The 14,853-nt window shown below is 71.3% G+C and carries 12 protein-coding genes and 1 pseudogene; 2 read left to right on the top strand and 11 right to left on the bottom strand.

What is annotated here, in order from left to right:
- Positions 1-90: 90 nt before the first annotated feature.
- Together ACFWXO_RS33600 and ACFWXO_RS33595 are read left to right on the top strand one after the other, a co-directional pair.
- Complete coding sequence (locus ACFWXO_RS33600) at positions 91-1,206, top strand: PRC and DUF2382 domain-containing protein (protein ID WP_380528707.1); 1,116 nt, start codon at positions 91-93, stop codon at positions 1,204-1,206.
- 171 nt (positions 1,207-1,377) lie between these two features.
- A complete protein-coding gene (locus ACFWXO_RS33595) occupies positions 1,378-2,868 on the top strand; it encodes an MFS transporter (RefSeq protein ID WP_380402126.1) in 1,491 nt (496 codons plus the stop codon).
- 192 nt (positions 2,869-3,060) lie between these two features.
- On the opposite strand, the gene ACFWXO_RS33590 is transcribed toward ACFWXO_RS33595, so the two are convergent.
- The 11 genes and pseudogenes from ACFWXO_RS33590 to ACFWXO_RS33540 form a co-directional block, all read right to left on the bottom strand.
- A complete protein-coding gene (locus ACFWXO_RS33590; protein WP_380528705.1) occupies positions 3,061-4,452 on the bottom strand; it encodes a DNA polymerase IV in 1,392 nt (463 codons plus the stop codon).
- A gap of 87 nt (positions 4,453-4,539) precedes the next feature.
- Entirely contained in the window at positions 4,540-5,262 is a 723-nt protein-coding gene (locus tag ACFWXO_RS33585; protein ID WP_375893585.1) for a vancomycin high temperature exclusion protein, read from the bottom strand.
- 97 nt (positions 5,263-5,359) lie between these two features.
- Positions 5,360-6,004: a MerR family transcriptional regulator gene (locus ACFWXO_RS33580; protein ID WP_380528703.1), complete on the bottom strand. Its 645-nt coding sequence runs from the start codon at positions 6,002-6,004 to the stop codon at positions 5,360-5,362.
- 230 nt (positions 6,005-6,234) lie between these two features.
- Complete coding sequence (locus ACFWXO_RS33575; RefSeq protein WP_375893581.1) at positions 6,235-6,711, bottom strand: bifunctional nuclease family protein; 477 nt, start codon at positions 6,709-6,711, stop codon at positions 6,235-6,237.
- Between the two features lie 98 nt (positions 6,712-6,809).
- The gene (locus ACFWXO_RS33570) at positions 6,810-7,502 is read right to left on the bottom strand and encodes a MerR family transcriptional regulator (RefSeq protein WP_375893682.1); all 693 of its coding nucleotides are present in this window, start codon (positions 7,500-7,502) and stop codon (positions 6,810-6,812) included.
- A 182-nt stretch (positions 7,503-7,684) separates the two neighbouring features.
- Positions 7,685-8,227 (bottom strand): FHA domain-containing protein, encoded by a 543-nt coding sequence (locus tag ACFWXO_RS33565; RefSeq protein WP_360242294.1) that lies wholly within the window; start codon positions 8,225-8,227, stop codon positions 7,685-7,687.
- A 562-nt stretch (positions 8,228-8,789) separates the two neighbouring features.
- Positions 8,790-9,893 (bottom strand): DUF881 domain-containing protein, encoded by a 1,104-nt coding sequence (locus ACFWXO_RS33560; RefSeq protein ID WP_380528702.1) that lies wholly within the window; start codon positions 9,891-9,893, stop codon positions 8,790-8,792.
- The gene (locus ACFWXO_RS33555) at positions 9,886-10,218 is read right to left on the bottom strand and encodes a small basic family protein (RefSeq protein ID WP_030062488.1); all 333 of its coding nucleotides are present in this window, start codon (positions 10,216-10,218) and stop codon (positions 9,886-9,888) included. Before ACFWXO_RS33555 ends, ACFWXO_RS33560 begins: the two co-directional genes overlap by 8 nt.
- Before the next feature lie 185 nt (positions 10,219-10,403).
- Positions 10,404-11,240 (bottom strand): annotated as a pseudogene (locus ACFWXO_RS33550) (DUF881 domain-containing protein); the annotation flags it as partial.
- Between the two features lie 233 nt (positions 11,241-11,473).
- Positions 11,474-13,969: a sugar phosphate nucleotidyltransferase gene (locus ACFWXO_RS33545; protein ID WP_380528700.1), complete on the bottom strand. Its 2,496-nt coding sequence runs from the start codon at positions 13,967-13,969 to the stop codon at positions 11,474-11,476.
- A 124-nt stretch (positions 13,970-14,093) separates the two neighbouring features.
- Entirely contained in the window at positions 14,094-14,714 is a 621-nt protein-coding gene (locus ACFWXO_RS33540; protein WP_375893575.1) for a CDP-alcohol phosphatidyltransferase family protein, read from the bottom strand.
- Positions 14,715-14,853: the final 139 nt, after the last annotated feature.

The raw sequence follows: 14,853 nt of genomic DNA, 5'->3' as shown, positions 1-14,853 counted from the left end.
GATGGCTTTTGGTGTGAAGTGGCGGACGGGACGGGTGCTCCGGCCGCCTCACCTGCGGGAGTTCCGCAGGCGCAGCGCTTGGAGGAAAGAGTGCAGACCGACATCGACCCCAGGGACCTCATCGGCCACAAGGCGGTCGACCGCAACGGGGACAAGATCGGCACGGTGGACGAGGTGTACCTGGACGACGCCACCGGGCATCCGGAGTGGGCGGCCGTCCGCACCGGCATCTTCGGCCGGGACGCCTTCGTCCCGCTCACCACGAGCGAGTTCTCCGGCGAGGAGCTCCGGGTGCCGTACGACAAGTCGCTGGTGAAGGACTCGCCGGACTTCGGCGTGGGCCAGCACCTGTCGCCGGCCCAGGAGCTCCAGCTCTACCGCTACTACGGCCTCGACACCCCCGCGGACGGCCGTCCGGCCACCACGGAGCCCGCCCGGGACGACCGGCCGGACCTCGACTTCGGCACCACCACGGCCGCCGCGGCCGCCAAGCCGATCGCCTTCCACTCCCCCGACCCCGACCCCGCCCCGGCCGCGACCGCGACCGCGACGGGCACGACCACCATGACCAGCACCGGCACGACCCACACCAGCACCGACACCGCCACGGAGGCCCACGTGCGGACCCTCAGCACCCCCGCACCGATCGCCAACGGCACCGTCCTCGCGCCGGCCGCCGCCCACCTGGCCGAGCCGAAGCCGCAGCCCGCCGCGACCACCCCGGCCGCGAACGGCACCGCCGCCTCCTCGGCCCCCAGCGGCCCGGTCGAGATCACCTGCCGCGAGGAGCGGCTGGACATCACCACCGAGTGGCACGTGCTGGGCACCGCGAAGCTGCGCAAGTACGTGACCAGCGAGCAGGTCGAGCGCCGCGTCCCGGTGGTCCGCGAGCGGGTCCGGGTGGAGCGGATGCCGGTCGGCGAGGCCGAGCTGGCCTCGCTGACCGAGAAGGAGATCGACGAGGCGGTCGAGGAGGTGACCCTCCGTGAGGAGCGGCCGGTGGTCCGCAAGTACCTCGCCCCGATCGAGCGGGTCCGCCTGGTGGTGGAGCGCTACACGGAGGAGGAGGTGGTCCGGGACGAGCTCCGCCGCGAGCACGTCGAGGTCCACGACGACACGGCCGCCACCGCACCGGCCGAGGCGGGCGAGGCGCTCGTCCACGCGGCCGACGGCCCCCGGCCCGCCGCCCTGCGCCCGCTGGCCTGACCTCCCCGATCTCCGCCCGTTCCACGAGGGCCCCGGACTCCGGTCCGGGGCCCTCGTGTTGCGCCGTAGTTCCCCACTTTGCCAAACCTTAACCACTCGATATTTGACATCATGAACTATCCACCCGCACAGTTACTTGAGTTCATTCACTATGTACGGGAGGAAGCAACCGTGAGTGAGGCACCACAGCCCACCACTGCGGCCGAGAAGCAGAGCAACGCCCGGGTCCTGCCGGCCCTCATCCTGGCGATGCTGTCCTTCAGCGTGGTGCAGACCGCGGTCGTCCCGATCCTGCCGTCGCTGGCCAAGGAACTGGACGTCTCCGGGTCGAACATCACCTGGCTGATGACCGCCAACCTGCTGTCCGCGGCCGTGCTGACTCCCCTGCTGGGCCGCTTCGGCGACCTCCGGGGCCGCAAGCCCATGCTGCTGATCTCGCTGGCCGGCCTGATCGCCGGTTCGGCGCTGGCCGTCTGCACCCACTCCTTCACCTGGCTGATCGTCGCCCGCGTCCTCCAGGGCGCCGGCGGTGGCGTGATGCCGCTGGCGATCAGCATCGTCCGTGACGAGCTGCCCAAGCAGAAGGTGACCGGCGGCGTCGCCGCCATCAGCGCCTCGATGGGCGTCGGCTCCGGCCTCGGCCTGGTCGCGACCGGCCTGCTGCTGGAGCACTGGAACTACAAGTCGATCTTCTGGATGGGCCTGGCCTTCGGCCTGCTCGCCATCGCCCTGGTCGCCTTCCGGGTCCCGACCGACCCGGTGACCGACAAGGAGGGCGGCGCCGACCCGCTCGGCGCGCTCACCCTGGCCGGCTGGCTCTCCGCCCTGCTGGTCGCGGTCAGCCAGGGCAACCACTGGGGCTGGACCTCCACCAAGACCCTCGGCCTGTTCGCCGTCGCCGCGGTGGTCGCCCTGATCTGGGGCGTCATCGAGACCAAGGTCGCCCACCCGCTGGTGGACCTCAAGATGATGGGCCGCCCGGCCGTCGCCTTCACCAACCTGGCCGGCCTGCTGATCGGCTTCGGCATGTACGGCTCGTTCATGGTCATCAGCAACTTCGCCCAGACCCCGGAGAAGCTGGCCCACTACGGCTTCACCGCGACCGTGCTGCACGCCGGTGTGATGCTGCTGCCGTCCGCGATCGGCTCGATGGTCGCCGCCCCGATCGGCGCCCTGATGATCGCCCGCCGCGGCCCGCGCCTGCCGCTGGTCCTCGGTGGCGTCCTCGGCGCGATCGCGATGGCCTACCTGGCCCTGCGGCACAGCGCCGAGGGCGACATCTACACCGCTTCCGCGATCTTCGGCCTCGGTATCGGTCTCGCCTTCGCCGCGATGCCCGCCTTCATCAACGGCGCCGTCCCGGTCGAGCAGAGCGGCATCGCCAACGGCATGAACTCCGTGCTGCGCACCGTCGGTGGCGCGATCGGCACCGCCGTGATGACCGCCATCCTGACCGGCGACACCATGAAGCTCCCGATCAAGATCCCGGTGCTGCTGCCCACCCTGGACGCCTACAAGCACGCGTTCTGGGTCACGGCCGTCGTCTGCGTCATCGCCGGCGTCGTCCCCTTCCTGATCCGCACCACCAAGCCGGCCGTCACCGTCGCCGGCGGCGCGGCCCGGCAGGACTCCAGCCCCGAGCTGGCCAAGACCGACGCCTGACGAGGCGTCCGGCCCGCGCGTTCAGGGACAGGACGCGCGGGCCCGGGCCTCCGCCCGGTCGCGAGGGCATCGCGACCGTCCGGGGCCCGGCACGGTATGCGGCTCCACCCGGTACTTCCTACCGGGTGGGGCCGTTCCGCGTTCCCGGGCCGCTACCGCGCCCGCCCGCCTCGGGCACCGTCCCTCAGCCCCCTACGCCTCAGCCCCGTCCGCGTCCGGCTCCTCCGGCTGCCGCAGCGACAGCGGCCGGGCCGGCTCCAGCGCCGGATCGTCCACCGCGAAGGTCCGCACCCGGCCCGGCCCGCTCCACGGCGTCTCGAACCGCACCGTCACCCGCCCCACTCCGCTGCCCTGGACCCACCCCGGCCCCAGCTCGGCGTGCCGGACGTCCTGTCCGGGCATCCAGCGCCGCACCACGACCTCCTCCGGCTCCTCCTCGGCCACCGCCGCCTCGGCCACCTCGGCGTGCTCCGCCGCCTCCTCCCGCAGCGCCTGCGCGAAGAGGTCCTCCTGGGTGTAGTCGGCCAGTTGGGCCACGCCCACCCCGAGCAGCCGCACCCCGCCGGTGATGTCCACCTGCTCGGCGAGGCGCCGGGCCGTCGCCGTGATCACCGCAGCGTCGTCGGTGGGCCCGCCCAGGGTCTCCGAGCGGGTCAGCGTCGAGAAGTCGAACCGCCGCACCTTGAGCACCACCGTTCGGCCCGAGCGCCCGGCCGAGCGCAGCCGCCGGACGCAGCGCCCGGCGAGCGCCTCCACCTCCCGCAGCACCCGGTCCCGGTCAGCCAGGTCCACCTCGTAGGTGTCCTCCACCGAGACGGACTTGGCATCCTGGTCGGCCACCACCGGCCGGTCGTCCAGCCCTGTCGACATGTGGAAGATCCCGGTGCCGTGCGCCCGCCCGAGCAGCTGGACCAGCTCCGCCTCCCCCGCCTCCGCGAGGTCCGCCACCGTGCTCAACCCGGCCCGGCGCAGCACCTGCTCGGTGGCCGGCCCGATCCCGGGCAGCGCCCGGACCGGCATCGGGCCGAGCACGGCCCGCTCCTGCCCCGGCTCGACCAGCACCAGCCCGTCCGGCTTGGCCTGCTCGGAGGCGATCTTCGCCATCAGCTTGGAGCCCGCCGCCCCCACCGAACCGGTCAGCCCGGTGAGACGCTGGATGTCCGCCCTGAGGTCCTCCGCCAGGGCCAGCACCAGCCGCTCCCCGGTCTCGTGGTCCGCCTCCGACAGCACCGGGCCGTACGGACCGGCCATCAGGTCGACGAAGGCCTCGTCCAGGCTCAACGGCTGCACCAGCGGCGACAGTTGGCGCAGCAGTCCCATCACGATCTCGCTGTTCTGCCGGTACGCCTCGAACCGCCCGGACAGGAAGGCCGCGTTGGGGCACAGCCGCCGCGCCTGGGCCATCGGCATCGCCGAGTGCACCCCGAACCGCCGCGCCTCGTACGAGGCCGTGGAGACCACCCCGCGCCCGCCGAGCCCGCCGACGACCACCGGCTTCCCGCGCAGGCTCGGCTTGGCCGCCTGCTCCACCGCCGCGAAGAAGGCGTCCATGTCGAGGTGGATGATGCTCGGCAGAGATCGCACCCGCCGATCATCGCGCACGGGTCCGACAGTGCGTACGAACCCGGCCGAGGTCCCGGCCGACGCCCGGCGCCCGCCCACGCCCCCCGGCTACTGCTTCGCGGCCTCCGCCAGCGCCTTCGGGATGCCGTCCTCCTTGGGCCCGAGGAACGCCGGGTCCGGCCGCAGCCAGACGTTCACGGCCGCCTTGCCCGCCCCGGCGACCTCCCGCAGCCCGCCGTACAGCCAGGTGGTGTCGTGCAGTTCCGGCACGCCGACCGCGTACGAGCGGATCCCCGCCGCCTCGCACAGCGCCAGCGCCCGACGGACGTGGAAGTCCTGGCTGACCAGCACCGCGCGGTCCACCCCGAAGATCCGGTGCGCCCTGGTGCAGGAGTTCCAGGTGTCGAAGCCCGCGTAGTCCCGCACCACCCGGTCCCCGGGGACGCCGTGCTCGGTCAGGTAGCGGTACATCGCGTCCGGCTCGTCGTACTCGATCCGCCCGTTGTCCCCGGTCACCAGGATGGCCTTGACCTTGCCCTCCCGGTACAGGTCCAGTGCCGCCACCAGCCGGTGCTCCAGGTACGGCGACGGCTTGCCCTGGTCCAGCCCGGCGCCGAAGACCACCGCCACCGGAGCCGAGGGCGCGCTCTCCACGGTGCCCACCCGGTCCCCCGCCCCGACCCACAGCCAGGCGCTGGGCGCCAGCGCGAGCGAGCAGAGCAGCGTCGTCGCCTGGAAGACCCTGCGCTGCGTACGGCGCTCCCGCAGCCGCGCCCGCACCCCGCCGGCCCGACGCCGCAGCAACTCCGATATCCCGGTGCCGACCTTCACGTGCCCCTCCCTCGATCGTTTCACCAGGCAACACGACGAGGCCGTGGGCCGGAACGGTTCCCCGTTCCTGCCCACGGCCCCGTGGAAGTGCTGCCGGTCAGACCGCCCGGTTGCGCCGCTGCGCCAGTTCGTCCGCCGGATCGTCACCGACCAGCGTCTCACCGGTGTCGGTCCGCTCCGCGTGCAGCCGCCCGAGGGTCGACTCCAGCTCCCGCCAGACCGCTCCGACCGCGATGCCGAACACGCCCTGACCGCCCTTCAACAGGTCGACCACCTGCTGCGGCGTGGTGCACTCGTACACCGTCGCGCCGTCGGACATCAGCGTCAGCCCGGCCAGGTCGGCCTGCTCGGCCGCCTGCAGATGGGCGACGGCCACCCGGATGTTCTGCAATGAGACGCCGGCGTCGAGCAGCCGCTTGACGATCTTCAACAGCAGCACGTCGCGGAAGCTGTAGAGCCGCTGACTGGTCGCCGGGTACGCCGTGCGGACGCTGGGCTCCAACAACCCGGTGCGGGCCCAGTAGTCCAGCTGTCGGTACGTGATGCCGGCCGCCGCACAGGCCGTCGGGCCGCGGAAGCCGACCAGTTCGGACGTCGGGGCCAGCCGCTCGATCGCGGGCTGGCCCGGCTGCACGGCCGGGAACCTGCTCATCCTGGGCAGGTCCGACACGGTGCGAGCGGTGCGCGGCACGTGCACGGAGCACAGGCCTCCCACGGCCGCGTCATCGCCGGTGCTGCTCATGCCTACCTCCGTCCACTCGTGCTGCGGGCAACCGACTGCGGGCATCGGCCACCCGGACAGCCACTCCTGACGGTAGGCAGTCCCCTATGACCCGTCAACGATCGCCACGCCGGGCCAGACAAACCACATCACTCAGGAGAGTGGTTTTTCGTGCCCCTAGTGTGGGTAGGTGGACGGATTTTGGCAAAACGGCATGCAAAAGGGCTGACCAGCCCCGTCCGCCGTTCGCCCTACTGCGGGCCGCCGCCCCCGAAGTCCTCGGGCGACACCTGGTCGAGGAACTCGCGGAACTTCTCGACCTCGTCCTCCTGCTCGTCCGGGATCGCGATGCCCGCCTCCGCGAGCACCTCCTCGCTCCCGTAGATCGGCGTGCCGGTGCGCAGGGCCAGCGCTATCGCGTCGGACGGCCGGGCGCTCACCTCGACCCCGCCGGTGAAGACCAGCTCGGCGTAGAACACGCCCTCCCGCAGGTCGGTGATCCGGACCTCGGTGAGCTGCTGGCCAAGCGCTTCCAGGACGTCCTTGAACAGGTCGTGCGTCAGCGGGCGCACCGGAGTCATGCCCTGCTGGGCGAAGGCGATCGCGGTCGCCTCGCCGGGGCCGATCCAGATCGGCAGGTATCGATCTCCCCCGACCTCCCGAAGCAGCACGATCGGCTGGTTGGAAGGCATCTCCACCCGGACACCCACGACGTCGAGCTCATTCACACAGGCAACCCTATGGCTCCGACCCCGGATATGAAAGCGCAGGGCCGACGCCGCTGGTCAGCGCGGTGCACCGGGCCCGCGGAGGGCGTCCCCACGGTCTAGGACCGGGGTCGCAGACCGGCCTGGACCATGGCCGCGTGCAGCCGTACGGACAGCGTGGCCAGCTCCCGCGCGGTGGCCTCCGCGTGCGCCCGGGTCTGCGGGTTCCGGTGCCGGCGCAGCGGCGCCACCACCTGCTCCACCAAGGCGATCTCGCGGTCCGCCGCCGCCTTCATCGCCCTCAGGTGCCGCGGCTCCAGCCCGTACCGGCCGAGTTCGGCCACCAGCCGGGCCACCTGGAGCGCCTCCCCGTCGTACCCGCCGTCTGGGCCCGGCATGACCAGCCCGTACGCCTCCCACTCGGCCAGTTCGGGCTCCCCCGCCCCGGCGGCGGCCAGCAGTTCGGCCCGCCCCAGCCGGACCCCGGAGGCGACCTCGGCCGAGGCCACCAGCTCGCGGTCGGCCTCCTCCAGCGGGCCGGGCCGGGCGTCGGCGGCCGGCAGCGCGGGCGGGGCCTCACCGCGCTCGATCGCGTCCAGGTGCTCGCGGATCACCCGCAGCGGCAGGTAGTGGTCCCGCTGCATCCGCAGGACGTAGGCCAGCCGCTCCACGTCGGCGGGGCTGAACTTGCGGTACCCCGAGGGGGTGCGCTGCGGCTCGACCAGCCCCTCCGCCTCCAGGAAGCGGATCTTGGAGATGGTCACCTCGGGGAAGTCGTCGCGCAGGAAGGCCAGCACCGCGCCGATGCTCAGCAGTTCGTCACCGCCGCGCCGGCGGCCGGCGGGCCGGTCCGGACGGACCGGCTGCCTGGGGGCCGCGACCACCCCGCGCCCGCCGCGGTCCGCCTGCGGACCGGACGACGACGCAGGGTTGGCCGCCCCGAGAGAAGAGGAAGGAGTATTCGTATTCACTCGGGCTCCCGCCGACGTTGGTTTCAGTACCCCCGGTTGTGGCCGGCGAAGAACACCAGCCGGTACTTCCCGATCTGCACCTCGTCGCCGTTGTTCAGCGGCACCTCGTCGATCCGCTCCCGGTTGACGTAGGTGCCGTTCAGGCTGCCCACGTCCGCGACGCTGAATCCGGCCGGGGTGCGGCGGAACTCCACGTGGCGGCGGGAGACCGTGACGTCGTCCAGGAAGATGTCACCCTGCGGGTGACGCCCCGCCGTGGTGACGTCCGAGTCCAGCAGGAACCGGCTGCCCGAGTTCGGACCGCGCTGGACGATCAGCAGCGCCGAGCCCGGTGGCAGCGCGTCGATCGCCGACAGCACCTCGGCCGACAGCGCCGGCGTGGTACCGGTGCCGGTGGTGGCGGAGGGGTCGTAGGACTCCAGCCCGGAGATCGAGATCGTCGAGGTGGTCTCCGCCGCCCCCTCCGGCAGCAGGCCGCCGCGCAGCGCCGTACCGCAGTTGGAACAGAAGCGGGCCGCGGCCGGGTTCTGGTTGCCGCACCTGGGGCACGGAGTGGGGCCAGCCATGTTCACAGCCTCCTGGCGCGGCACACCCGACGGGTTGTGCCCGGCGTACGGGTCCGGGGCAAACCCTCCACCAGAGGTTGAGGGTCCTGACGGGAAACCTATGCGCGGGTCGCCGGAGGGGTCAACCGACGCGCCGTAGCCCGCCGGATTCCCGGCGTACTGCGCGGCACCGTCCCGGTACAGCTGCTGACCGGCGTACTGACCGGCCTCGGGGGCGGGGCGCATGCCCGGCACCGCGGGCTCGTCCTCCGACCGGCGGTGCCGGGCGGTCGGCGCCTCGACGGCGGCCGCGTCGCGGCCCTTGTTGCGACCGAACAACTTCGAGAAGAAACTCACGGGCGAATCCCCTTGCGTGTGACAGACCCGCCCGCGGGGCAGGGTGAGAACCTCGGACAGGCTGCGGGCCCGGTTGCGGCTCGGGCCTGCTGGAGTGGTACTCCGACGTGTGGTGTTGCGGTTGGTGCTACGGAGCGTACTGGTGCGAACCAGTCTCCCCCACGCGACGACGACACCCCGCACCGGGTGCCGCGGGCCCGTGACGGGCCGTTCGTCGAGCGCCCCGTCACTTCGAAGCCGGCTTGGCGTACTGCGGCGTCTTCAGATCCACCAGGGCGTCCACGACCACCTTCTGCTGCTGGGTGATCGTCGCCCGCGCCTGGTGGCTCTCCAGGGTGCGCACGACGCCCCCCGGGATGTTCAGCGCGGGCGTCAGGTCCTGCGGGTTCCCCACGACGGTGAACCGATAGGGCTGCGAGACCTTCTTCCCGTCGATCTGCACCCCACCGCCCGACAGGTCGGTGAAGTAGGTGTTGACCACCACGCGCACATCGTTGATCTGAATCGCCTCCGCCCCCGCCGCTCGAAGTTCCTGCAGGGTGTCCAGCAGCATATCCGCCTTCACCTGCCCTTGGGGGTCATCGACCGTGAGGACGATGCCCGGACCAGTGGCTTTGACCGTACCGGCCAGCACACCCAGTTCGGTCATCTTCTTCCTGGTTTGCTCCTGGGCCTCCTTGGCCTGGTTGGAGCTGTTCTCCAACTTGCCCAGGGACTGCTCGAGCTCGGCCTTCTCCTGTTGTAGACGCTGCTGACGGCTGTCCAGTTCGTCGAGGATCCGGACCAGGTCCTCCTGGCGGGCCCCGCGCAGCTGGTTGTGGTGGTCGTTGGTCGACCGCACCTGGATCGCCAGCCCCAGCCCGAGCGAGAACAGCAGCAGCGCCACCACCAGCTGCCCGCGCGACAGCCGCGGCGGCCAGACCGCCGCCTTCAACCGCCGCCGACCGGCGTTCCGGTCCCCGGCGGGCGGCTCCTCGGCGGCCTCCGACTCCTCGACGGCCGCCGGCTCCGCTGCTTCCGACGGCTCGTCGGTGCCGGCCTCGGCCTCGGCCTCGACGGGCGTCTTCGTCAGCCGCACCGGCGACGGCGGCGCCGCGGACACGGTCTCAAGCTCAGCCTCAGCGTCAGACTTCTCCGACTCCCCCGCAGCTCCGGGCTCGTCCCGGCCGGCCCCGGCCACCGCCGAGGCCTCCTCGACGGCCTTCCCCGGCGACTCCTCCGGAGTTTTCCCGGCCGCCTTCCCGCCCGGCTCCGCGACGGTCTCCTCGACCGCCGGCGCCGCTGCCTCCGCCGGCTCCTCCGCCGCCGCCCCGCGGCCCTGCTCAGGCACGGAAGACATGGCGCCGGATCGCGGCCGCGTTGGAGAAGATGCGGATGCCGAGGACGACGACCACACCCGTGGACAGCTGCGAACCGACACCCAGCTGGTCGCCCAGGAAGACGATCAGCGCGGCGACCACCACGTTCGACAGGAACGAGACGATGAAGACCTTGTCGTTGAAGATCCCGTCCAACATCGCCCGGACGCCGCCGAACACCGCGTCCAGCGCCGCCACCACCGCGATCGGCAGGTACGGCACGACGGCGTCGGGCACCTCGGGTTGGACGAAGAGCCCGACGACCACCCCGATCACGAGACCCAGTACGGCAATCACGGTCTAGCTGCTCCTGTCCCTGTGGTGGTCTTGGTCGATCCGCCGGACGGCCGCCGCTTCGGGGACGGCCCGGCACCGGGCGCGGACGGTGAAACGGACGCGGCGGGGCTCTCCGAGGTTCCCGGGACGCTCGACGGCGTCCCGCTCTGACCGGCCGACGGACCGGCTGACGGGGACGCCGACGCGGACCCGGTCGGCGAGGCCTCGGGCGTGACGGGCTGGGCGCTCCGCAGCGACACGCCGACCGCCGCCGGCAGGGTCAGGCTCTTCTGGGTGGAGAGCGTCGACTTGATGCCGTACTTCTCCTCCAGCAGCCGCAGGTACTGCCCGGCCATGTCGTTCTCGAAGGCGGTGAGGAGCTTCGGCCCGTCCCCGATCGCCTGGATGTTGTACGGCGGCACGAGCGGCCGGTTGTCCACCAGCACGGCCTCACCGGCCGCCCGGATCGCGGACAGCGCGGTCAGCCGCTGGCCGTTGATCGAGACGGCCTCCGCCCCGGATCCCCACAGACCGTTCACCACCAGTTGCAGGTCCCGGTCGCGCAGCCGGCCGCTGTTGGAGAAGCCCTGCCCGGCCCGGGGGTCGACGTTGCCCCCGCCGCCGGTTCCGGCCGCGTCCTCCAGGACCAGCTTCACCCCGGGCCCGGTGACCTCCCCCAGCCCGACCTCACCGGTCAGGCCGCTGCTGCCGCCGTCCCCGGAGGCCAGCGCCTGCTGCTGGGTGTCGTCGACCTTGCGCCGCAGGTCCTGGACCTCCTTCTGCAGGCGGTCCGCCGAGCCGTTGCTGTCGTTGATCCGGTGGATCAGCGCGTCCCGTTCCTTGGCCAGCGTCGGTTCCGCCTTGTGCGCGTTCACCGCGCCGACGGTGACCACGGTTCCGACCAGCGCCAGTCCGGCGCCGAGCGTCAGCAGTCCGCGCAGCGTGCGGGGTATCCGGCTGTCGTGCTCACCGCCCCGGGCCGCGGCCGCCTCGGCGTAGCCCTCGTCCAGGCTGTGGTCCATCACGTTGGTCAGCAGGGACATCGAGGCGTCGGGGCGGTTGTACCGCCCGTTCGGAGCACTCGGCGTCGGCGTCGCTGGCATGCGGACCATCGTCCCACGACGGCGGAGGGCCCTGCGCACGGCCCCTGAGCTGCACACACGCCATACACATGGACGGAAAGCGACGGACCATTCCGAATGAGGTGAAAACGGACAACGGGGCGTGCGGATGGCTCCGCACGCCCCGCCGTTCAGGGGGCCGTCCGCTCAGGACGTCACCGCCCCGCGCCCTCCACCACCGCCGCCCACTCGTCCAGCAGGGCATCGGTGGCCTCGTCGTCCGGACCCTCGGCCCACAGGTGGGTGACCGCCTCGGCCGGATCCGGCAGCACCAGCGTCCAGCGCCCGTCCGCCTCGACGACCCGGACACCGTCCGTGGTGTCCAGCCGCCGGCTGCCGGCCGCCTCCACCACCGAACGCATCACCATGCCCTTCGCCGCCCACGGCGTCGCGATGTCCCGCCGCCGGATGTGCGCCTGCGGGATCCGCGCGTCGATCTGGCTCAGCGTGAGCTGGGTCCGCGCCACCAGGCCGACCAGCCGGACGAAGGCCGCGGCGCCGTCCAGCACCCCGCTGAACTCGGGCACCACGAAGCCGCCGCGCCCGTCCCCGCCGAACACCGTGCCCTCGGCGGAGGCCGCCTTCGCGAGGTCGTCCGGCGTGGTCGTGGTCCAGATGACCTGGGTCCCGTGGTACGCCGCGACCTGCTCGGCGATCCGGGTCGTGGTCACCGGCAGCGCCACCTGCCCGCTGCGCCGCTCCGCCGCGACCAGGTCCAGCAGCACCAGGAGCGCCCGGTCGTCGTCGATCACCCGACCGAGCTCGTCCACGAAGGCGACCCGCTCGCCGACCGGGTCGAACCGCACCCCGAAGGCCGCCCGCGAGGAGGCCACCAGCTCGCCGAGCCTGGCCAGCCCGGCCCGCCGGGTCTCCGCGTCCTCGGTCGGCCGCGCCTCGTCCAGCCCGCTGGAGACGGTCAGCGCCTCCACCCCGAGCCGGCCGAGGATGCTGGGCAAGACCAGCCCGGCACTGCCGTGCGCGGTGTCCACCACCACCTTCAACCCGGCCTCCCGGACCCCGGTGGTGTCCACCGCCCGCAGCAGGTTGCCCGCGTAGGAGTCGAACACGCTGGACGGGAAGGTCAGGTCCCCGATCTCGCCCGGGAACGCCCTCCGGTACTCCTGACGTGCGTAGACCCGGTCGAGCTTGCGCTGCCCGGCCTGCGAGAGGTCCGCCCCGCGCTCGTCGAAGAAGAGGATGTCCAACGAGTCCGGCACACCCGGCGTGGTCCGCAGGAAGATCCCGCCCGCGCTCCCCCGCGCGGTGTGCTGCCGGGCCACCGGCATCGGCACGTTCTCCAGGTCGCGGACGTCGATCGCGGAGGTCTGCAGCGCCGAGATCATCGCCCGTTTGAGCGCACGGGCACCACGCGAGTGGTCACGCGCAATGGTGACGGTGGCCCCCTTCTTCAAGGTCGTGGCGTACGCGCCCGCCAGCCGCACGGCCAGCTCCGGGGTGATCTCGACGTTGAGGATGCCGGAGACGCCGCGGAGCCCGAAGAGGTGCTCCTGGCCGCGCGACTCCCAGATCACCGAGGTGTTGACGACGGCGCCGGCCTCGATGGTCTTGAACGGGTAGACCCGGACGTTGGCCCCGATGATCGACTCCTCGCCGATCAGGCACTCGTCCCCGATCACCGCGCCGTCCTCGATCCGCGCGGCCCGCATCACATCGGTGTTCTTGCCGACCACGCAGCCGCGCAGATTGCTCTGCGGTCCGACGTAGACGTTGTCGTGCACCACCGTCTTGTGCAGGAAGGCGCCGCGCTTGACCACCACGTTGCTGCCCAGCACGGTGTGCTCGCGGATCTCCACGCCGGCCTCGACCTTGGCGTAGTCCCCGATGTACAGCGGCCCGCGCAGCACCGCCTCCGGGTCCACCTCCGCCCCTTCGGCCACCCAGACGCCCGGCGAGATCTCGAAGCCGTCGAGCTCGACCTCGACCTTGCCCTCCAGGACGTCCGCCTGGGCCTTGCCGTAGCTCTCGTGGGTGCCCACGTCCTCCCAGTAGCCCTCGGCGACGTAGCCGTAGACCCGCTTGCCCTCCTTCAACAGCTGCGGGAAGACGTCACTCGACCAGTCCACGGACTCACCCGCGGCGACGTAGTCGAAGACCTCCGGCTCCATCACGTAGATACCGGTGTTCACCGTGTCGGAAAAGACCTGGCCCCAGGTCGGCTTCTCCAGGAAGCGCTCGACCCGGCCGTCCTCGTCGGTGATCGTGATTCCGAACTCCAGGGGATTCGGCACCCTGGTGAGACAGACCGTGACCAGTGCGTTCTTACTGCGGTGAAAGTCGATCAATTCGGAGAGATTGAAGTCGGTCAGCGCGTCACCGGAGATCACCAGAAAGGAGTCGTCCTTGAGCGCGTCCTCGGCGTTCTTGACACTCCCCGCAGTGCCTAGTGGCGTCTCCTCATGGGCATACGTGAGGTGCATGCCCAGTTCCTCGCCGTCACCGAAGTAGTTCTTGACGAGTGACGCCAGGAACTGCACGGTGACGACGGTGTCGGAGAGGCCGTGCCGCTTCAGCAGCCGAAGCACGTGCTCCATGATCGGCATATTCGCGACCGGAAGCAGCGGCTTCGGCATGCTGGAGGTCATCGGGCGGAGTCGGGTGCCCTCGCCCCCTGCCATTACTACGGCTTTCATTACGGGTGCGTCCTCCTTCGCGGTGGTGGACCTGCAGGTCCATCAAACCGTTCCAGAGGGTTCTCTACCCGGAAGGTATCGTCCGACGCACCGGGACGGCGTGGGACTTCTCTCAGATCACGTCTCAGACTGTGGACGCCGAGCCCGCGGGACCCGCCTTGATGATCTGCCGCGCCTGCACCGCGTAAAGGATCGCCGACCACCAGTACAGCGTGGTCCCCCACCAGATGAAGGCCCAGCTCACCACCTCGGCCGGCCGCGCGATCCAGCTGTCGATGCCGCCGAGCAGGAGAAGCGGAAACGCGTACATCAGATTGAAGGTCGCGGCCTTGCCGAGGAAACTCGTCTGGAGCGGCCCGTAACCGTGCCGGTTCAGAATGGGCAGCAACGAGGCGATGAAGACCTCACGGGCCAGCAGAATCGCCGTCACCCACCACGGCAGGAACTCACGCCACGTCAATCCGACGAGCGTGGACAGCACATAGAGCCGGTCGGCCAGCGGATCCAGCAGCTGCCCCACCCGGCTGATCTGCCCCCACCGCCTGGCGAGCTTTCCGTCCAGGTAGTCGCTGATTCCGCTGAGCATCAGGATCAGCAGCGCCCACCCGTCGTTCTTCGGCCCGCCGAAGACGGGCCACAGAATGAGCCAGAGAAAAACCGGAACACCGACCAGCCGGCCCATGCTCAGCAGGTTGGGGATGGTGAGGACGCGATCGGTCTGGACCCGCGTCTCCTGGACCTCCACCCGGGTCCTCCTGTCCTGTGTCACGACAATGCACGTTGACCCTACAACAGAAGAGCCCCCGCCCGGTTCACCCGGCGGGGGCTCTTCTGAATGATTGTTCGGCGGCGTCCTACTCTCCCACAGGGTCCCCCCTGCAGTA

Origin of the sequence: Kitasatospora sp. NPDC059088 (genome assembly GCF_042738155.1) — a bacterium.
Classification (GTDB): Bacteria; Actinomycetota; Actinomycetes; order Streptomycetales; family Streptomycetaceae; genus Kitasatospora.
The sequence above is the reverse complement of the archived record's forward strand: the minus strand, read 5'-3'. Positions and strand labels throughout refer to the sequence as shown.